Here is a 19,171-nt window from a genome sequence, read left to right on the forward strand (position 1 = left end):
TTCCTAGGACGCATCTTACATCGTTAGCTGGCAGATAAACGACTCGGGATGGCTTGGATATCTGCACGGTTTAACTTCGATTGACTTCATCTTGGCTCAGGCCTACACCTGTCAAAGCGCCCCGCTGACAGGGGCGAACATTGACTGGATAGGATTGCCATCCTTGATGGGGCACTATCGAAAGGGGGTGGATGTTTATGAAGGGTATAAGAACTTATAATTACGAAATACTAAATTTTGAAATTGATCCAGTTGCGCTCGCCACTGCAGATTTATCGATGGTTGCCAGGAATCAATTGAGCGTTGCGCTGCGGCGGATAAAGAAATGCAGTGTGCAGTATCTTGGGCAGGATGAGATTCAGAATATATTGGTCGCCGAAGGTCTCGAGCCTGAGAGAGCTTATCGAGTTCGCTTATTGCTTTTCAGACCGTAGGTGTCAGCGGGCCGCCTGCGCAACGCAGCACCAGAAATCGGGGGGCGCAGGGGTGGGTTGGGCGGCCCTCTTCGCGGGTAAACCCGCTCCTACAGATATCGCGCTGCTCAGAAGTCGGCGTGGTACCTGTAGGAGCGGGTTTATCGATGCGTCGAACCGCCGCGAACAGGCCGGCTCAGGCAGACCTCAACTCCCCGGATAAGCCTGCGCCTCCTCGAAGAAATAGTCCTTCCACGATCCCGCCTGGTTCTTCAGTACCCCCAGCTCATGCAGTTTCTCGGCATAGATATAGGTGCGCTGCGGCGAAACCGTGAAGTCGTTCTCCGGGTCGTCGATGATCTTCTTGACGAACGCCAGCGGCAGCTTGGAGTTCTCCACCCGGATATACGTCTCGGCCGCCTTGGTGCTGTCGGCCTTGACGATCTGCTCGGCCTCGCGCAATGCCTCGTAGAAGGCCTTGTAGGTCTTGGGGTTCTGGTCGTGGAACTTCTGCGTGGCGTACAGCACGTTGAAGGTGCTCTGCCCACCGAGAATGTCATAGCTGCTGATCAGCTTGTGCACCTTGGGGTTTTCCAGCGCCTGGTACTGGAAGGGCGGACTGGAGAAATGCGCGGTGATCTCCGAGCCGCCGCTGATCAGCGCTGCGGTGGCATCCGGGTGCGGCAGGCTGACGGAAATCTTGTCGAAGTGCTGGAAGTCGGCGTTGCCGTAGAGCTTGGCGGTTTCGATCTGCAAGGTGCGCGACTGGAAGCCGACGCCCGCTGCTGGCACGGCGATCCGGTCACGTTCGGTCAGGTCTTGCAGGGTCTTCACTTCGGCGCGATTGCTCAGCAGGTAGTTGGGCAATGAGCCCAGCGAGGCCACGGCCTTGACGTTCTGCTTGCCCAGGCTGCGGTCCCACACGGTGAGCATCGGTGGCACACCTGCCGAGACCACGTCGATCGCGCCGGCCAGCAACGCTTCGTTCATCGCCGTGGCGCCGGAGATGGTGCGCCATTCCACCTCGATGTCATCCAGGCCCTCGGCCTTGGCGTGCTTCTCGATCAGGTGCTGGTCCTTGACCACATGCAGCAGCAGGTAGCCGATGCCGAATTGCTGGGCGATGCTGATCTTACCCTCGGCCAGGGCCGCGGAGGAGGTCGCCAGGCCGCAGAGCAGGGCGATGGCAGTGGCGAGGCGACGGGGTTTTGCTGGGATGCCTGGTTGGGCGTTGGGACGTGGCATGAGAGGATTCCTGCGGATTCGAAGATCAGGCGCGTTGTACCGGGAAGCCGGGGTGAGCCGGATGGGTGAATGCGGCGCGCTGATTGGTCAGCAGGTACGCGAGGCGAACACTAACAATCTTAAAAATCTAATTTAAATATCGTTTTGGAATACTGATATGGCCATTTGCCCCATCGCCGCAAAGCGGGCGATGGGGCTAGCCTGAGCATCAGCCTTTCTTCAGCACCAATGTCAGGATGTCGTAGCTGGCCACGATCTCACCCAACTGGTTGGTCACCTCCACATCCCAGGCCACCACGCCCTGGGGTTGGCCGAGCGGGCTGGTCTTGCCCTGGTCGATCTTGCGCTTGCAGGTCAGGCGTGCCTGGATGGTGTCGCCGATGCCCACCGGGTTGATGAAGCGCAGGGTATCCAGCCCGTAGTTGGCCAGCACCGGCCCAGCACCCGGCGACACGAACAGCCCGGCGGCCGCCGACAATACGAAGTAGCCATGGGCGATACGCTTGCCGAACTGCGACTCCTTGGCTGCGATCTCGTCGAAGTGCATGTAGAAGTGGTCGCCCGACAGGCAGCCGAAGTTGACCAGGTCGGCCTCGGTCACGGTACGGCGGTGGGTCAGCAGCGACTCACCGATGCGCAGTTCCTCGAAGTAGCGGCGGAATGGATGCACCTCGGTCTCGATCACCTCGGCGCCACGCACGTACTCGCCGGTCACGGCGCTGAGCATGCTCGGCGAACCCTGTACCGCCGCACGTTGCAGGTAATGCTTGACCGCGCGCAGGCCGCCCAGCTCTTCACCACCACCGGCACGCCCAGGGCCGCCGTGCTTGAGTTGTGGCAGCGGCGAGCCGTGGCCGGTGGACTCCTTCGCTGCTTCGCTGTCGAGCACCAGCAGGCGGCCGTGCCAGGCGGCAGCCGCGGGGATCGCCTTGGCAGCCACGGCGCGGTCGGCGGTCACCAGGGTCGCCACCAGGCTGCCCTTGCCGCGTGCTGCCAGGGCCAGGGCTTCATCCAGATCGTCGTAGGCCATCAGTGTGCTGACCGGGCCGAACGCCTCGATATCGTGGGCGCCACCCTCGGCATGCGGGTCGCGGGCCTGGAGCAGGGTCGGGGCGAAGAACGCGCCTTCGGCCACGCCCTCGCCACGTGGGGTGAAGCCATCGCTGGCTCCGAACAGCTGGTCGCAGCTTTGCAGCAGGCTGCGTACCCGCTCGCCGACGTCGCGCTGCTGGTCATGGGAGGCCAAGGCGCCCATGCGCACGCCCTCGACCGACGGGTCGCCGACCACCACCTTGCTCAGGCGCTCGCGCAGGCGGGTGGCCACGGCGTCGATATGCTTGGCCGGGACGATGGCGCGGCGAATGACAGTACATTTCTGCCCGGCCTTGGTGGTCATTTCACGCACCACCTCCTTGATGTACAGGTCGAACTCTTCGCTGTCCGGGGTCACGTCCGGGCCGAGGATGGCGCAGTTGAGCGAGTCGGCTTCGGCGGTGAACGGCACCGAATGCTGGATCAGGTTGGGGGTGACGCGCAGTTTCGCGGCGGTGTCGGCGGAGCCGGTGAAGGTCACCACGTCTTGGCCTTGCAGGCGGTCGAGCAGGTCGCCGGTGCTGCCGATCACCAGTTGCAGGCTGCCGGCCGGCAGCAGCCCGGACTCGTGCATCAGGCGTACCACCGCTTCGGTCAGGTAGCTGGTGGATGTGGCCGGTTTGACGATGCACGGCATGCCGGCGAGGAAGGTCGGGGCGAACTTTTCCAGCATGCCCCAGATCGGGAAGTTGAAGGCATTGATGTGCACCGCGACACCCGCGCGTGGCACCAGGATGTGGCTACCGGCGAAATGGCCCTGCTTGCCCAGGGGGATGGCCGGGCCTTCGTGGACCAGGTTGCCCGAGGGCAGTTCGCGGCTGCCGATGCCGGCATAGGCGAACAGCGTGGCGTTGCCGCCCTCGATGTCGATCCAGCTGTCGGCGCGGGTGGCGCCACTGTGATGGGACAGGGCGTAGAGTTGTTCCTTGCGCTCGGCCAGGTACAGCGCCAGGGCCTTGAGGCGGGCGGCACGTTGCTGGAAGTCCAGGGCCATGAGCTCGGTCAGGCCGCGGGCGCGGGCGAAGTCCACGGCTTCGGCGAAGTCCGGGCGCTCTTCGTGGCTGTAGGCCAGGACATGGCCGTCCAGGGCGCTGCGCAGGGCCTGGGCGCCATGTTGGCCGAGCCAGCGGCCGGCGATGAAGCTCTGCAGGGTTGGGGCGGAAGGCATGGGTATTCTCCTCTTGTAGGCGCCGTTACCACAGCGCCAGGGTGTAGCCGATGATCAGGCGGTTCTCGTCCACGGCGTGGGTCAGGCCATCGCCGGAACGGAAGGTGACGTTGCGCCAGCGCAGGCGGCTGTTCTGCCAAGGCCCGCTCTGCGCTGCCCTCAAGCTTGGCGCCGTGCCTGTAGGAGCGGGTTTACCCGCGAAGCAGGCGACTCGGTATCAGAGCTGATCGAAGTCGAGCACCACCTTGTCGCTCACCGGATAGGTCTGGCACGACAGCACGTAACCGGCGGCCACTTCGTAGTCTTCCAGGGCATGGTTGCTGTCCATCTCCACCTCGCCTTCGATCACCCGGCACTTGCAGGTCGAGCACACGCCGGCCTTGCACGAATAGGGCAGCTCGGCGCCGATGGCGTTGCCGGCATCGAGCACGTTCTGGCTGTTGCGCGGCAGGTCGAAGCTGAGCGCGCGGCCATCGCTGATCACGGTGATGTGGCTCAGCGCCGAGTCCACCTGGCGCGCCGCTTCGCGGGCCTCGCGGCGGGCGCTGTTGTCGGCGGCGGCGAACAGCTCGAAGTGGATGCGCTCCTTGGCCATGCCGTTGGCCTGCAGGCTGTCGCGCACGGTTTCGGTCATGGCCTGCGGGCCGCAGATGAACGCGGCATCGAGGCCGGGCACGTCGAGCCAGCGGGAGAACAGCTGGCCGCACTTGTCGGCATCGATACGGCCGTTGTACAGGTCGACGTCCTGCTGCTCGCGGCTGAACACGAAGATCAGGTTGAGGCGGTCGAGGTAGCGGTTCTTCAGGTCTTCGAGCTTGTCGCGAAACAGCGCGCCGGAGCTGGAACGGTTGCCGTACAGCAGGGTGAAGCGGCTGTTCGGCTCGCTGGCCAGGGTGGTGGCGATGATAGAAAGGATCGGGGTGATGCCGCTACCGGCCGCCACGCCCAGGTAGTTGCCCTGGCGCGTCGGGTCGAGCGGCACGAAGAAGCTGCCCGAAGGTGGCATGACTTCCAGTCGCTGGCCGGCCTTGAGCACTTCGTTAGCGAAGGCCGAGAACCGCCCGCCCGGTACGCGTTTGACCGCCACGCGCAGCTCGCCGTCCTGCACTGCGCTGCAGATGGAGTAGGAGCGGCGCACTTCCTCGTCGTCCAGTTGAGTGCGCATCACCAGGTACTGGCCCTGGGTGAAGCGGAAGGTGTCGTGCAGGTGGGTGGGCACCTCGAAGGCGATCGACACGGCGTCGCGGGTCTCGGTGCGCACTTGCTTGATGGTCAGGCTGTGAAACTGGCTCATGGTGGTCTCCACGGCTCAAATGCATTTGAAATAGTCGAACGGCTCCAGGCACTCGCGACAGCGGTACAGCGCCTTGCAGGCCGTGGAGCCGAACTGGCTGAGCAGTTCGGTGTGCGCGCTGCCGCATTGTGGGCAGCACACCTCGGCGGCTTCGCCGAGCAGGCTGCGCTTGCTGGCGCTGCCTTGTGGCGGGGCGATGCCATAGGCGCGCAGGCGTTCACGGCCCTGGGCGCTGATCCAGTCGGTGCTCCAGGCCGGGGTCAGCCGGCGCTCCAGGTCAGGGGCGGCGAAGCCGGCCTGTTCCAGCGCCTGGCGAATGTCACCCTCGATCACCTCGGTGGCCGGGCAGCCGGAGTAGGTCGGCGTGACCACTAGATGCAGGTGGCCGGCGCGCCAGTCCAGGCCACGCACGATCCCCAGGTCGACCACGCTGACCACCGGCACTTCCGGGTCCATGACCTGGCCCAGCACCTCCCAGGCCCGGGCCAGGTCGTCGCCGCGAGCCGCACGGGCGCCGCGGTCACCGGCGATCAGTTCACCAGGTTGCATCGGGGTAGGCCCTTGGCAGGAACTGCATCTCGGCCAGCAACAGGCCCAGGTGCTCGGTGTGCAGGCCTTGGCGGCCGCTCAGGTAGAAGTGGCTGGCGGCCTTGGGCAGCGGCAGTTCGACCGACTCGAAGGTCGCCATCACCTGTTGCAGCCAGGCCGCACCGACGCTGGCGGGGTCGGCGGCGATGCCAGCTGCTGCCAGGTTGGTCTCCTTATCGCTGCCGGCGGTGAGCTCGACGGTGAAGCGCCACAGCGCTGGAATGGCCGCGAGCATGCGTCGGCGGCTCTCGTCGGTGCCGCCACCCAGGCGTTGTACCCACTCGCTGGAGCGACGCAGGTGGTAGGTGACTTCCTTCAAGGCCTTGGCGGCGATGCCGGCGATGCGCTCGTCGCTGGAGCCGGCCAGGCCCTGGAGCACGGCGAAATGCCAGGCGTCGTAGAAGAACTGCTTGGTCATGGTCACGGCGAAATCGCCATTCGGTTGCTCGACCAGCAGCAGGTTGCGAAACGCCCGCTCGTCACGGCGGAAGGCCAGGGCGTCGGCGTCGCGGCCGTCATCGAGCAGCTCGGCCGCATATTCCAGCCAGTTGCGTGCCTGGCCGACCAGATCGAGGCCGACGTTCATCAAGGCCAGTTCTTCTTCCAGCGCCGGCGCGTGGCCGCACCACTCGCACAGGCGCTGGCCCTGGATCAGGGCGCTGTCGCCGAGCAGCAGCAGGTAGGGGATGAGATCGTGCTTGTGCATGGCCAACCTCACATGTGCCCGACTTCGTCGGGCAGTTCATAGAAGCTGGCGTGGCGGTAGACCTTGTCGTCCGAGGGTGCGAACAGCGGGTCTTTCTCGTCGGGCGAGGAGGCGGTGATCAGTGCCGAGGGCACCACCCACAGGCTCACGCCTTCGCTGCGGCGGGTGTACAGCTCGCGGGCGTTCTCGATGGCCATCGCGGCGTCGGCGGCGTGCACGCTGCCGACGTGCTTGTGGTTGAGGCCGTGCTTGCTGCGCACGAACACTTCGTAGAGGGTCCAGGTTGACATATTCGATCTCCGCATCAGTCGCCGTTCAGGCGGCGTTCTTGTTCTGTTGCTTGCGTGCATAGGCCACGGCCGCCTCGCGTACCCAGGCACCATCCTCGATGGCCTGGCGCCGGGTGGCGACGCGCTCCTGGTTGCACGGGCCGTTGCCCTTGATGACTTCGTAGAACTCGTCCCACTGGATCTCGCCGAAGTCGTAGTGGCCGCGTTCGGCGTTCCACTTCAGCTCAGGGTCGGGCGCGGTGCAGCCCAGCAGCTCCAGCTGCGGCACGGTCTGGTCGATGAAGCGCTGGCGCAGTTCGTCGTTGGTCTGGCGCTTGATCTTCCAGGCCATCGACTGGGCGCTGTTGGGGGAATGTTCGTCGCTGGGGCCGAACATCATCAGCGACGGCCACCACAGGCGGTTGATGGCGTCCTGAACCATGTCGCGCTGCGCCTGGGTGCCGTGGCGCATCATGGTCAGGAGGAGTTCGTAGCCCTGGCGCTGGTGGAAGCTCTCTTCCTTGCAGATGCGGATCATGGCGCGGGCGTAGGGGCCGTACGAGGTGCGCTGGAGTACCACCTGGTTGACGATGGCAGCGCCATCGACCAGCCAGCCCACCGCGCCCATGTCGGCCCAGCTCAGGGTCGGGTAGTTGAAGATGCTCGAATACTTGGCTTTGCCGCTGTGCAGCTTGGCGACTTCTTCGTCGCGGTCGGCGCCGAGGGTTTCCATGGCGCTGTACAGGTACAGGCCATGGCCGGCTTCGTCCTGGATCTTGGCCATCAGTTGCAGCTTGCGCTTGAGGCTCGGGGCGCGGGTGACCCAGTTGCCTTCGGGCAGCATGCCGACGATTTCCGAGTGGGCGTGCTGGGAGATCTGCCGGATCAGGGTCTGGCGGTAGGCCTCGGGCATCCAGTTCTTGGCTTCGATCTTGATTTCGGCGTCGATCTTTTCCTGGAAGTTGCGCTCTTCGGGCGACATCTCTTCCAGCGACTTGACGCGCTTGACTCCGGTTTCCACTAGCTGTGCGTACATGGCTCGACTCCTGCGAAAGCATGAGTCATTTGTAAGCGATACAAAATTAAACGTCAAACTGTTTCATGTGTATCAGATATAATTTGTGTATCGCTTTGCTGGCCTCTTCGCGGGTAAACCCGCTCCTACAGGGGGCAAGGAAACGTGTAGGAGCGGGTTTACCCGCGAAGAGGCCGGCAGAAAAAATGCAAAAAAAAGCCCCGGACCATGCCGGGGCTGAAGGTGTGCAGCTGTATCAGCCAGCCAAGCGCTTGTCGAACACGTGGCAAGCCTTGCCCTCGGAGCGCTTCAGCGTGCCGCAGGGCTGCAGGCGCACCTGGGTGCTGATGCCGATGTAGGTCTTGATCTGCTTGGTCAGTTCCCCCATCAGCAGCTTGCGCTGCGCCTCATCCAGTCCCTGGCATTCGGCGCGCAACTCCACGTGCACCTCGACGCTGTCCAAGTTTCCATTGCGATACAGATGAATCTCATAAAGCTCTGAAAGCTGTTTTATTTTCAGTACCTGCTCCTCGATCTGCGTCGGGAACACGTTCACCCCACGAATGATCAGCATGTCGTCGCTGCGCCCGGTGATCTTGCCGATCCGCCGCATCGGCCGTGCGCTGCCCGGCAGCAGGCGAGTCAGGTCGCGGGTGCGGTAGCGCACCATCGGCAGCGCCTCCTTGCTCAGTGAGGTGAACACCAGCTCGCCCAGTTGCCCGTCGGGCAGCACCGCGCCGGTCACCGGGTCGATGATCTCGGGGTAGAAGTGGTCTTCCCAGATGGTCGGGCCATCTTTGGTCTCGATGCACTCCATGGCCACGCCAGGCCCCATGATTTCCGACAGGCCATAGATGTCCAGGGCATCGATGCCTAGGCGTTGTTCGATGGAGCGGCGCAGCTCGTCGGTCCATGGCTCGGCACCGAAGATGCCCAGGCGCAGCTTGAGGTCTTGCGGGGCGATGCCTTGACGTTCGATTTCGTCGGCCAGGTTGAGCATGTAGGACGGCGTGACCATGATGATGTCGGGCTGGAAGTCGCGAATCAGCTGGACCTGCTTCTCGGTCTGGCCGCCTGACATCGGGATCACCGTGCAGCCGAGGCGCTCGGCGCCATAGTGGGCGCCCAGGCCGCCGGTGAACAGGCCATAACCATACGACACATGCACCTTGTCGCCCTTGCGGCCACCGGCGGCGCGGATAGAGCGGGCGACCACGTTGGCCCAGGTGTCGATGTCGTTCTGGGTGTAGCCGACCACCGTCGGCTTGCCGGTGGTGCCGCTGGAGGCGTGCAGGCGCACCACCTCCTGCTGGGGCACGGCGAACATGCCGTAGGGGTAGTTGTCGCGCAGGTCGTTCTTGCCGGTGAAGGGGAACTTCGCCAGGTCTTCCAGGCACTTCAAGTCGTCGGGGTGAGCGCCGCTGGCGTCGAAGCGCTGGCGGTACAGCGGCACATTGTCGTAGGCGTGTTTCAGGCTCCAGCGCAGGCGCTCGAGCTGGTGCTGGCGCAGGGCATCGACACTGGCGGTTTCCATCGGGTCCAGCAGGGCACGATCGGCATCAAGGTACATGTTCATGGCTTCACTCGGATTGTTCTTGTACGTCGGCCGCCAGGGCGCAGCGGCTTACCGTGAGTGTCATGGACGCAGCATAACCGGCGGCGTCGCGTTCAGTAACAGGCCATTGGTCAGAGGCGCTCGATGACCATGGCGATGCCTTGGCCGACGCCGATGCACATGGTGCACAGGGCATAGCGGCCGGCGTTTTCTTCCAGCTCATGCAGCGCGGTGGTGACCAGGCGCGCGCCGCTCATGCCCAGCGGGTGGCCCAGGGCGATGGCGCCGCCGTTGGGGTTGACCCGTGGGTCGTCGTCGGCCAGACCCAGCTCGCGCAGTACGGCCAGGCCCTGGGCGGCGAACGCCTCATTGAGCTCGATGACGTCCATGTCGGCCAGCGACAGGTTGGTCAGCTCCAGCACCTTGCGCGTCGCCGGCACCGGGCCGATGCCCATGATGCGCGGCTCGACCCCGGCCACCGCCATGCCGACGATGCGCCCGCGGGCCTTGAGGCCGTGGCGGCGGGCGGCTTCGCTGCTGGCCAGGAGCACGGCGCAGGCACCGTCATTGACGCCCGATGCGTTTCCGGCGGTCACGCTGCCGCCACTGCGGAACGGCGTGCCGAGTCTGGCCAGTTGCTCGAGGGTGGTGTCGCCACGTGGGTGTTCGTCGTGCTCCACGCGCAGGGCCGGGCCTTTGCGCTGGGGGATTTCCACCGCGACGATCTCTTGCGCCAGGCGCCCACGGGCCTGGGCTGCTGCTGCCTTGTGCTGGCTGCGCAGGGCGAAGGCGTCCTGGTCAGCGCGCGAGATGCCGAACTGCTCGGCAACGTTCTCGGCAGTTTCCGGCATCGAATCGATGCCATATTCGTTCTGCATCAGGGTGTTGACGAAACGCCAGCCAATGGTCGTGTCGAACAGCTCGGCGCTGCGGCCAAAGGCCTGTTCCGACTTGCCCATGACGAACGGCGCGCGCGACATCGATTCGACGCCGCCGGCCAGCATCAGCCCGGCCTCGCCGCAGCGCAAGGCACGAGCCGCGCTGCCGATGGCATCCAGGCCCGAACCGCACAGGCGGTTGAGGGTGGTGCCGGGCACGCTGGTCGGCAACCCGGCCAGCAGGCTGGCCATGCGCGCGACGTTGCGGTTGTCTTCGCCGGCCTGGTTGGCGCAGCCGAGGATCACATCGTCGATGGCCTGCCAGTCCAGGTTCGGGTGGCGCTCGACCAGCGCCTTGATCGGCACGGCCGCCAGGTCGTCGGGGCGCACCCGGCTCAAGGCGCCGGCGTAGCGGCCGATCGGGGTGCGCACGGCATCGATGATCAGGGCGTCGAAGGGTTTGTAGTCAGTCATCTTGGGTCTCCTGCGCCAGCACCGTGCCGCGCACTTGATAGGATTTGCCGCGGAACAGGGCGATCAGCTCGCCGCGCTGGTTTTCGATGCGCACGTCATAAACGCCGGTGCGGCCTTTGCGGCTTTGTTCGAGGGCCGTGGCGCGCAACAGATCGTCGTGCAGCGCCGGAGCGATGTAGTCGATGCAGCAACCCTGGGCCACGGTGGCCTTGTCCTGGCTGTTGCAGGCGAAGGCGAAGGCCGAGTCGGCCAGGGCGAACAGGAAGCCGCCGTGGCAGGTGCCGTGGCCCTGGAGCATGTCGGCGCGCACGCGCATGCCGAGGCTGGCCTGGCCGGGGCTGACTTCGAGCAGTTCGATGCCCAGGGCCTGGGTGGCGGTGTCGCGGGCGTACAGGGTCTCGGCGCAGGCTTTGGCCAAGGCTTCCGGTGAGCGGTAGGGGGCGGTCATACAGGCGAACTCCCAGTGAGCAGGGTGGCGCCCTCGGCCTGGCTGCGGCGCAGCAGCAGCGACGGGCGGTAGCGGCTTTCGCCATAGCTGCGTTGCAGGTGGTCGAGCACCTTCAGGGTGTAGCCAACGCCGATCTGTTCGGCCCAGGCCAGCGGGCCGCGTGGGTAGTTGACCCCGGCGCACATGGCCAGGTCGATGTCGGCGCCGCTGCCGACCCCTTGCAGCACTGCGTCGGCGGCTTCGTTGGCGAGCATGGCCACGGTGCGCAGTACCACCAGGCCAGGCAGGTCGGCGATACCGGTGACCTTCAGGCCGGCGCGCTGCAGCAGCGCCACTGCCTGGTCGCGGGCTTCGGCACTGGTGTCGGCCGACCAGCTGATGGCGATGCGCGAGGCGGCCTGGTAGTCCAAGGCCAGGTCGAGCAGCACCAGGTTGCGCAGGCCGTCGTCACGGGCGCGCTCGCTGGCCAGGCGGCCATCGGAGAGGGCCAGCGTGGCGTCGCCGACGCGGATCAGGCCAGTGCCTGCGCGCTCGGTAATGCCCACGCCGCTGTCACGTAGGCGCTGCAGCAGAGGTTGCATCACCCCCAACTGGCCTTCGACCACGCAGGTTTCAGCGTGAGCCTGGCTATGCAGCTCGGCGGCAGCTGGGCGTTCGGCATCATCGGCGTAGCGATAGAAGCCCTGGCCACTCTTGCGCCCCAGCCGCCCGGCGTCGACCAGTTCCTTTTGCACCAGCGAAGGCTGGAAGCGGAAATCGCCGTAGAAGGCTTCGAACACCGAACAGGTGACGGCGTAATTGACGTCATGGCCGATCAGGTCGGTGAGTTCGAAGGCGCCCATGCGAAAACCGCCGGCATCGCGCAGCAGGGCGTCGAGGGTCGCGCAGTCGGCGGCGCCTTCCTGCAGCAGCCGCAGGCTTTCGGCGTAGAAGGGCCGGGCCACGCGGTTGACGATGAAGCCCGGCGTCGAGCGGGCGTGAACCGGTTTCTTGCCCCAGGCCTTGGCCGTTTCGTAGAGCAGGGCGGCAATCGCCGGGTCGCTGGCCAGGCCCGAGACGATCTCGACCAGCGCCATCAACGGCGCAGGGTTGAAGAAGTGCATGCCCACGACCTGCTGTGGTCGTTGCAGGCCGGCGGCCAGACTGGTGATCGACAACGATGAGGTGTTGCTGGCGAGGATGCAGTCCGACCCGCACAGGCCTTCGAGTTGGCGCAGCAGGTCTTGCTTGACCTGCAGGTTCTCGACGATGGCCTCGATCACCAGCCGGGCGTCGGCCAGGCCCTCAATCGCCTCCACCGGTTGCAGGCGGGCGCTGATGGCCTCGCGTGCGGCGCCTTGCAGCTTGCCTTTCTCCACCAGGCGGCCGAGCTGGCGGTCGATGCCGGTTATCGCTTGCGCGGCGGCGCCGGGGCGGTTGTCGTAGAGCTTCACCGGGTGGCCGGCCTGCGCCGCCACCTGGGCGATACCGGCGCCCATGGCGCCAGCCCCGATCACCGCGACCAGGGCATTGCTGTCGAGTGCGCTCATGCTCAGCGCCCCTTGAACGCAGGTGTGCGTTTGTTCATGAAAGCGCTGACGCCTTCGCGGTAGTCCTCGCTGCGCCCGGCCAGGCGTTGCAGGTCGCGTTCCAGCTCCAGCTGCTGGTCGAAACCGTTGTCGAAGCTGGCGTTGAGGCTGCGCTTGATCAGGGCCAGGCCGTAGGTGGGCTGGCTGGCCAGGTGGCGGGCCAGCGCCAGGGCCTGGTCACGCAACTCGGCGTCGTCGACCACCTGATGGATCAACCCCCAGCGCTCGGCTTGCTCGGCGCTCAGGCGTTCTCCGAGCATGGCCAGGGCCTTGGCTCGGGCCATGCCGACCAGGCGCGGCAGCAGCCAGGTGCCGCCGGAGTCCGGGACCAGGCCGATCTTGCAGAACGCCTGGATGAAGTTGGCCGAGCGGGCGGCCAGCACCAGGTCGCAGGCCAGCGGAATGTTCGCCCCGGCGCCAGCGGCAACGCCGTTGACGGCGCAGATGACTGGCAGTGGCAGGTCGCGCAGGGTGCGCACCAGCGGGTTGTAGAACTGCTCGATGGACACGCCCAGGTCCGGCATCTCGGCGCCCGGGGCCACGTTACGGTCGGACAGGTCCTGACCGGCGCAAAAGCCGCGACCTTCGCCGGTCAGCAGTAACACACGAACGTCCTTGCTCTGGCGCACCTGCTTGAGCGCTTCACGCACCTCCAGGTGCATCTGCGTGTTGAAGCTGTTCAGTTGCTCGGGGCGGTTCAGCGAGAGGAGGGCGACACCGTCCTCGATGGAAAACAGAATGTGTTCGAAAGTCATGGCGTGCTCGCTCGGTCAATCGATGGGAGGGGCTCAGCAACCTTTGAAGTGCGCCGGGCGTTTTTCCTGGAAGGCGCGGATGCCTTCAGCGCGGTCGGCGGTACCGGCCAGCAGGGTGAAGGCGTGGCGCTCGAAGCGCAGGCCGCTGGCCAGGTCCAGGTCGCCAGCCTTGAGCACGGCTTCCTTGGCCAGGCGTACCGCGAGCGGCGCCTTGGCGGCGATGCCACGGGCGACCTGCAGGGCGCGTTCGACGGTCAGTTCGGGCTGGGTGATTTCGCTGATCAGGCCGGCTTGCAAGGCATGCCGGGCAGTGATGGCTTCGCCGCCGAGCACCATCTGCATGGCAAGAGGCTTGCCCACGGCGCGCAGCAGGCGCTGGGTGCCTCCGGCGCCAGGGATGATGCCGAGGTTGATCTCTGGCTGGCCGAAGCGGGCGTCGTCGCCGGCGATCACGATGTCGGCGCACATCACCAGTTCGCAGCCGCCGCCCAGGGCGTAGCCGTTGACCGCGGCGATCAATGGTTTGGCGAATGCGGCGATGCGCTGCCAGTGGGCAACGCGGGGGTCGTCGAGGATGCCGACCAGGTCGCGTTCGGCCATTTCACGGATGTCTGCCCCGGCGGCGAAAGCCTTGCGGCTGCCGGTGATGACCACGGCGCGGGTGTGCTCGTCGGCGTCGGCAGCGGCCAGTTCGGCAGCGAGTTCGGCGAGCAGTTCGGTGCACAGGGCGTTGAGCGCTTCGGGCCGTTGCAGGGTGATCAGGCGAACGCCGTTTTCAGGCGCCTGAATTGCGATGAAACGAGGCATGTCGTGGTCCTCAGGCTGCTCGCACGGCACATCGGGTGGCCGGCATTTCTTGGAATTGTCTGCAGGGGCGGCGAGGTGCGCCCAGGTGGAGCCAGTATAAGCATTATGCGATACGTAAAAGCAAACAAAATAAGATAATGCGTATCCTATCGTATGAAGGTGTGATCGTGTGCTTCGCTGTTAATTAGATGAATAAAGGGCTGAAAGGGCGTTGACTCGAAACCAAATTGCGATACAGGATCTAAATAAATTCTGAATAATTTCGGAGAAATGGTATGCCTTGCTTCCGCCTCGACGGCCTGACCCCCGTGGTCGACCCCACCGCCTATGTGCACCCGAGCGCTGTGCTGATCGGCGATGTGATCGTGGGCCCGCGCTGCTACGTTGGTCCGTTGGCATCGCTGCGCGGGGACTTCGGGCGCATCGTCCTGGAAGAAGGAGCGAACTTGCAGGATACCTGCGTGATGCATGGTTTCCCGGGTGGCGACACGGTGATCGAGCGCAACGGCCACGTCGGGCACGGTGCGGTGCTGCACGGTTGCCGGGTCGGCGAGGACGCCCTGATCGGTATGAATGCCGTGGTCATGGATGGCGCCCACATCGCGCCGCGCTGCATCGTCGGTGCCACGGCGTTCGTCAAGGCCGGCTTCGAATGCCCCGAACGCAGCCTGGTGATGGGTTCCCCTGCCCAGGTCAAGCGGCCGTTGACCGAGCAGGAGATTGCCTGGAAGCAGCGTGGTACCACCGAGTACCAGCGCCTGAGCGAGCGCTGCATGGCCAGCCTGGTCGAGTGCCCGCCGCTGACCGAAGCCGAGCCGCAGCGCCCGCGCATGGGTGACAACGGCTTCCGGCCCAAGGGCGAGGCGGGCGCATGAACCTGCCTGCGTCACGGCATGGCCAGGCGACCCGCCGCACAGGTATAGTCGGGGCTTTCTCCGCGCACAGTTCCTCCATGAGCAACCTCGCCCCGCTGAATACCCTGATCACCCGCTTCCAGGAGCAGACCCCGATCCGCGCCAGTTCGTTGATCATCACCCTTTATGGGGATGCCATCGAACCCCATGGTGGCACGGTGTGGCTGGGCAGCCTGATCAACCTGCTGGAGCCGATCGGCATCAACGAGCGCCTGATCCGCACCTCGATCTTCCGTCTGACCAAGGAAGGCTGGCTGACGGCCGACAAGGTTGGCCGGCGCAGTTACTACAGCCTCACCGGCACCGGTCGGCGACGCTTCGAAAAGGCCTTCAAGCGGGTCTACAGCCCCAGCCAGCCGGCCTGGGATGGCGCCTGGACCCTGGTGCTGCTGTCGCAGCTGGACGCCGCCAAGCGCAAGGCCGTGCGCGAAGAGCTGGAATGGCAGGGCTTCGGTGCCATGGCGCCGAACCTGCTGGGTAGCCCACGCGCCGATCGCAGCGACCTGGCGGCGACCCTGCGCGAGTTGGAGGCGAGTGACGACAGTATCGTGTTCGAAACGCATACCCAGGAAGTGCTGGCCTCCAAGGCCATGCGTGCGCAGGTGCGGGAAAGCTGGCGCATCGACGAGCTGGGGCAGCAGTACAGCGAGTTCATCCAGCTGTTCCGGCCGCTGTGGCAGGGCTTGAAGGAGCAGGCCGAACTCGATGCCCAGGACTGCTTCCTGGCGCGTACCTTGCTGATCCATGAGTACCGCCGGTTGCTGCTGCGCGACCCACAGTTGCCCGAAGAGCTGTTGCCGGGGGATTGGGAGGGGCGTGCCGCGCGGCAGTTGTGCCGGAATTTGTATCGCTTGGTCTGGGCCAAGGCCGAGGCCTACCTGGGCGGTGCGCTGGAGACGGCCGATGGGCCGCTGCCGGATGTGAGCGAGAGTTTCTATCGGCGGTTTGGTGGGTTGAGGATGGATTGAGGGCCCCCGGATCTGCTCGGCGCCTGCACGGGCCTCTTCGCGGGTAAACCCGCTCCTACACGCGGTCCTGTAGGAGCGGGTTTACCCGCGAAGAGGCCCGCTCAGACTTACGCCGATCCAAGCAACCCCAGCTCCTCCTTGGAGAACTCCAGCCGCTCCAGCGCCCGCAGGTTCTCCAGCAACTGCTCGCGGCTGCTGACCCCGACCAGCACCGAGGTCACCCGCGCATCGCGCAACGCCCACGCCAGCGCCAGTTGCGAAAGCGATTGCCCACGCGCCCGCGCCACCGCCTCGAACCCTGCAATGCGCGCCTGCAGCGCCGGGTTCAATGCGCTGGCCGGCAGGTACTTGCTGCCCCGCCCAATCCGCGAATCCGTCGGCACGCCCTGGGCATATTTCCCCGACAACAACCCTTGCGCCAACGGCGAATAGGTCACCACCCCCGCACCGCGTTCGGCTGCCCCGGCCAGCACGCCGTTGCTCTCGATATCCCGCGCCAGCAGGTTGTACACCGGCTGCTGCACGGTCAGTTGTACCTGCCTGGCCTGCAGCAGCTCGGCGATCTGCGCGGCCTGCGCCGCGCTGTACGAGGATATTCCCACATACAGCGCCTTGCCCTGGCGCACGATGCTGGCCAGCGCGTCGGCGGTTTCCTCCAGCGGTGTGTCGGGGTCGAAACGGTGCGAGTAGAAGATATCCACGTAGTCCACGCCGAGTCGTCGCAGGCTCTGGTCCAGGCTCGCCAGCAGGTGCTTGCGCGAACTGCCGCCCTGGCCATACGGGCCTGGCCACATGTCCCAGCCGGCCTTGGTGGAGATGATCAGTTCGTCGCGATGGGCAGCAAAGTCCTGATGCAGCAACTGCCCCAGATTGCGCTCTGCGCTGCCGTAAGGCACCCCATAGTTGTTGGCCAGGTCGAAATGGGTGATGCCGTGGTCGAAGGCGCTGCGCAGAATCTCGCGCTGGCGTGACAGCGGCGTGTCGTCACCAAAGTTGTGCCACAGGCCCAGCGACAGCGGTGGCAAGGTCAGCCCGCTGTTGCCGGCGCGTCGGTAGTGACGGCCAGCGTAGCGCTCGGCAGCGGGCGAGTAGGGGAGCAGGGGTTGGCTCATGGGGCGGTGCTCCAACGGTAGTGATCGGTGGCTTGCCAGGCGTCGCTCAAACCGGCTTGCCCGAGCGCTTGCCGGAGGATGTCCGGCGCAGCCCATTGGTCGACGTCGAAGGTGGTGCGTATCAGACGCGCGTCGTGGGCCAGCTTGACGTCCTTGCGCAGCGTGCCCAGGTAGTAGCTGTCGAGCAGCGGCGAGTAGACGAAGCGCAGGTCGGCGCCGCGCAGGCTGTCGCTGAGAACCTTGGCGGGGTAGGCCGATTGCTCGGCGCTGAGGTCGATCTGCGCCTTGCGGTTCTGTTCGTGTGACAGCCAGTCCAGCGCCTTGGCGACGGTTGCCGCAGCATCCACCACCGCCTGCGGGTGCGCATCGATGAACGCCTGGGTGAACAGCAGTCCGCCTTGGCCCGCGCCTTTGCCTTGCAACTGTTGGCTGCCCAGCGGGATCTGGATCACGCCCTTGTCACGCAGGGCGAACAGCCGCGAGGGCGCCCAGCTGGCATCGATCTGCCCGGCCGCGAGGGCGGCGTTGACGGCGTTGAAATCCAGGTTGATGACCCGCACGTCACGTTCGCTGAGGCCTGCGGTGGCCAGCACGTCGATCAATGCCAGATGGTCGGCGGTGCCGCGCAGCATGCCGATGCGCTTGCCCTTGAGGTCGGCGACGGTCTTGATGCCGGAGCTGGGCGTTACGCCCAGATAGCCGTTGATGCCGCGACCGGTGGCCATTACCAGGCGAGTCTGCACGCCGCTGGCACGACCGATGATCGAGGCCAGGTCGCCGAGGAAGGCGGCATCGAGCTGCCCATTGGACATCGCCTCGTTGATCAGCGGGCCGGCGCCCTTGAAGAAGTACCATTTCACCGCAACGCCCTGCTTGGCCAAGGCCTGTTCCAGCAGTTGGCGGCTATGCAGCACGTCCACCAGCGGCCCTGCACTGGGCTTGGGCCCGGCGCTGAGGTCAGGGGCGGCGATGCGCAAGGTGACGTCGGCGGCTTGGGCAGTGACGGCCAGCAGGGCCGCGGGCAACGCCAGCAGCAGTTTGCGCAAACGAGATCTCATACCGGTCTTGCCTCTTCGAGTACGGCGGCGCGGCGCACGCGGCGACGGTTGGGGAAATAGTCGGCCACGGCCAGGTGCTGGGTGCTGCGGTTGTCCCAGATCGCCACGGTGTTGGTCTTCCAGGCCCAGCGCATCTGGAACTCGGGGATCTGCAGGTGCTGCAGCAGCAACGCCAGCAGATGTTCGGACTCGACCCGCGAGACGTCGCAGATGTGCGAGGTGAAAGCGCGGTTGATGTAGATCGATTTGCGCCCGGACACCGGGTGGGTGCGTATCACCGGGTGTCGGGTCGGGCGTGGCATCACACTGCGCGAGCGCTCCAGTCGCTCAATGCCGGCGTCGTCATCGGGATTGAACGAGTTGTGGAAGGTGTGCACCGCGCTGAGCTGTTCCAGCGTCTGCTTGAGGGGCGCGGAAAGTGCCTGCCAGGCAGCCTCGGTGTCTACCCATAGAGTATCGCCACCCAGGGGTGGGATCTCCTCGGCGAACAGGATGCCGTATTTCAGCGGGCGTTCGGCGAAGGTGACGTCGGCATGCCAGGTGTCGTTGGCACCCTTGCGCTTGTCGTCGTACGCGAACACCACCAGCTCACGCACGGCGGGGTCGGCCTCGAACGTCGGGTGCACATGCAGTTCGCCGAGGCGCTCGGCGAAGTGCTTCTGTTGGGCGGCGCTCCAGTGCTGGTCTTCGAAAAACACCACCTTGTGCTCGACGATCGCGGCTTCGATCCGGGCGAGGGTGGCGTCGTCCGCGTTGGCCAGGTCGACGCCGCTGATACGGGCACCGAGCAGCGGGTGCACGGGTTGGACTTGCAGGGTCATGGGAAGCTCCAGGCGAAAGGGCG

17 protein-coding genes and 2 pseudogenes are annotated in these 19,171 nt (G+C 65.5%); 2 read left to right on the top strand and 17 right to left on the bottom strand.

Features of this window, described 5'->3' with window-relative positions:
- Positions 1–620: 620 nt before the first annotated feature.
- The 14 genes and pseudogenes from IAE37_RS09985 to paaF form a co-directional block, all read right to left on the bottom strand.
- The gene (locus tag IAE37_RS09985) at positions 621–1,658 is read right to left on the bottom strand and encodes an ABC transporter substrate-binding protein (protein ID WP_201172863.1); all 1,038 of its coding nucleotides are present in this window, start codon (positions 1,656–1,658) and stop codon (positions 621–623) included.
- A 208-nt stretch (positions 1,659–1,866) separates the two neighbouring features.
- On the bottom strand, positions 1,867–3,918 hold the full coding sequence (paaZ, locus tag IAE37_RS09990) for a phenylacetic acid degradation bifunctional protein PaaZ (RefSeq protein WP_201172865.1): 2,052 nt from the start codon (positions 3,916–3,918) through the stop codon (positions 1,867–1,869).
- Positions 3,919–3,943: 25 nt separating this feature from the next.
- Positions 3,944–4,069, bottom strand: a pseudogene (locus tag IAE37_RS09995) (OprD family outer membrane porin); the annotation flags it as partial.
- Between the two features lie 66 nt (positions 4,070–4,135).
- Positions 4,136–5,212 (bottom strand): 1,2-phenylacetyl-CoA epoxidase subunit PaaE, encoded by a 1,077-nt coding sequence (paaE, locus tag IAE37_RS10000; protein ID WP_201172866.1) that lies wholly within the window; start codon positions 5,210–5,212, stop codon positions 4,136–4,138.
- 15 nt (positions 5,213–5,227) lie between these two features.
- The gene (gene paaD, locus IAE37_RS10005) at positions 5,228–5,761 is read right to left on the bottom strand and encodes a 1,2-phenylacetyl-CoA epoxidase subunit PaaD (RefSeq protein ID WP_201172868.1); all 534 of its coding nucleotides are present in this window, start codon (positions 5,759–5,761) and stop codon (positions 5,228–5,230) included.
- On the bottom strand, positions 5,748–6,506 hold the full coding sequence (gene paaC, locus IAE37_RS10010) for a 1,2-phenylacetyl-CoA epoxidase subunit PaaC (RefSeq protein ID WP_201172871.1): 759 nt from the start codon (positions 6,504–6,506) through the stop codon (positions 5,748–5,750). The genes paaD and paaC overlap by 14 nt, the downstream gene beginning before the upstream one ends.
- An 8-nt stretch (positions 6,507–6,514) precedes the next feature.
- On the bottom strand, positions 6,515–6,796 hold the full coding sequence (gene paaB / locus IAE37_RS10015) for a 1,2-phenylacetyl-CoA epoxidase subunit PaaB (protein ID WP_133331592.1): 282 nt from the start codon (positions 6,794–6,796) through the stop codon (positions 6,515–6,517).
- 25 nt (positions 6,797–6,821) lie between these two features.
- On the bottom strand, positions 6,822–7,811 hold the full coding sequence (gene paaA, locus IAE37_RS10020; protein ID WP_201172874.1) for a 1,2-phenylacetyl-CoA epoxidase subunit PaaA: 990 nt from the start codon (positions 7,809–7,811) through the stop codon (positions 6,822–6,824).
- 235 nt (positions 7,812–8,046) lie between these two features.
- Positions 8,047–9,366: a phenylacetate--CoA ligase PaaK gene (paaK, locus tag IAE37_RS10025; RefSeq protein ID WP_201172877.1), complete on the bottom strand. Its 1,320-nt coding sequence runs from the start codon at positions 9,364–9,366 to the stop codon at positions 8,047–8,049.
- A gap of 110 nt (positions 9,367–9,476) precedes the next feature.
- A complete protein-coding gene (pcaF, locus tag IAE37_RS10030) occupies positions 9,477–10,697 on the bottom strand; it encodes a 3-oxoadipyl-CoA thiolase (RefSeq protein ID WP_201172879.1) in 1,221 nt (406 codons plus the stop codon).
- Positions 10,690–11,145 carry a hydroxyphenylacetyl-CoA thioesterase PaaI gene (paaI, locus tag IAE37_RS10035; protein WP_201172882.1) on the bottom strand — a complete coding sequence of 152 codons (456 nt, stop codon included), beginning with the start codon at positions 11,143–11,145 and terminating at the stop codon, positions 10,690–10,692. Before paaI ends, pcaF begins: the two co-directional genes overlap by 8 nt.
- Entirely contained in the window at positions 11,142–12,674 is a 1,533-nt protein-coding gene (gene paaH / locus IAE37_RS10040) for a 3-hydroxyacyl-CoA dehydrogenase PaaH (protein ID WP_201172896.1), read from the bottom strand. Before paaH ends, paaI begins: the two co-directional genes overlap by 4 nt.
- A 2-nt stretch (positions 12,675–12,676) precedes the next feature.
- A complete protein-coding gene (paaG, locus tag IAE37_RS10045; protein WP_201172899.1) occupies positions 12,677–13,468 on the bottom strand; it encodes a 2-(1,2-epoxy-1,2-dihydrophenyl)acetyl-CoA isomerase PaaG in 792 nt (263 codons plus the stop codon).
- Between the two features lie 33 nt (positions 13,469–13,501).
- Positions 13,502–14,275, bottom strand: coding sequence for a 2,3-dehydroadipyl-CoA hydratase PaaF (paaF, locus tag IAE37_RS10050; protein ID WP_201172901.1), 774 nt, complete (start codon positions 14,273–14,275; stop codon positions 13,502–13,504).
- Between the two features lie 275 nt (positions 14,276–14,550).
- On the opposite strand from paaF, the gene paaY reads away from it, so the two are divergent.
- Positions 14,551–15,150, top strand: a complete 600-nt coding sequence (paaY, locus tag IAE37_RS10055; RefSeq protein WP_201172909.1) for a phenylacetic acid degradation protein PaaY — start codon at positions 14,551–14,553, stop codon at positions 15,148–15,150.
- A 77-nt stretch (positions 15,151–15,227) separates the two neighbouring features.
- Positions 15,228–16,157, top strand: a complete 930-nt coding sequence (gene paaX, locus IAE37_RS10060) for a phenylacetic acid degradation operon negative regulatory protein PaaX (RefSeq protein ID WP_201172921.1) — start codon at positions 15,228–15,230, stop codon at positions 16,155–16,157.
- Positions 16,158–16,285: 128 nt separating this feature from the next.
- Here paaX and IAE37_RS10065 read toward each other — a convergent pair.
- From IAE37_RS10065 to IAE37_RS10075, 3 genes and pseudogenes are all read right to left on the bottom strand, one after another.
- A pseudogene (locus IAE37_RS10065) lies at positions 16,286–17,269 on the bottom strand (aldo/keto reductase); the annotation flags it as partial.
- Entirely contained in the window at positions 17,266–18,327 is a 1,062-nt protein-coding gene (locus IAE37_RS10070; RefSeq protein ID WP_201172928.1) for an ABC transporter substrate-binding protein, read from the bottom strand. The pseudogene IAE37_RS10065 and the gene IAE37_RS10070, both read right to left, overlap by 4 nt.
- Positions 18,324–19,148, bottom strand: a complete 825-nt coding sequence (locus tag IAE37_RS10075) for a TauD/TfdA dioxygenase family protein (protein WP_201172931.1) — start codon at positions 19,146–19,148, stop codon at positions 18,324–18,326. The genes IAE37_RS10070 and IAE37_RS10075 overlap by 4 nt, the downstream gene beginning before the upstream one ends.
- Positions 19,149–19,171: the final 23 nt, after the last annotated feature.

It is taken from the genome of Pseudomonas sp. S31 (assembly GCF_016648105.1).
Classification (GTDB): domain Bacteria; phylum Pseudomonadota; class Gammaproteobacteria; order Pseudomonadales; family Pseudomonadaceae; genus Aquipseudomonas.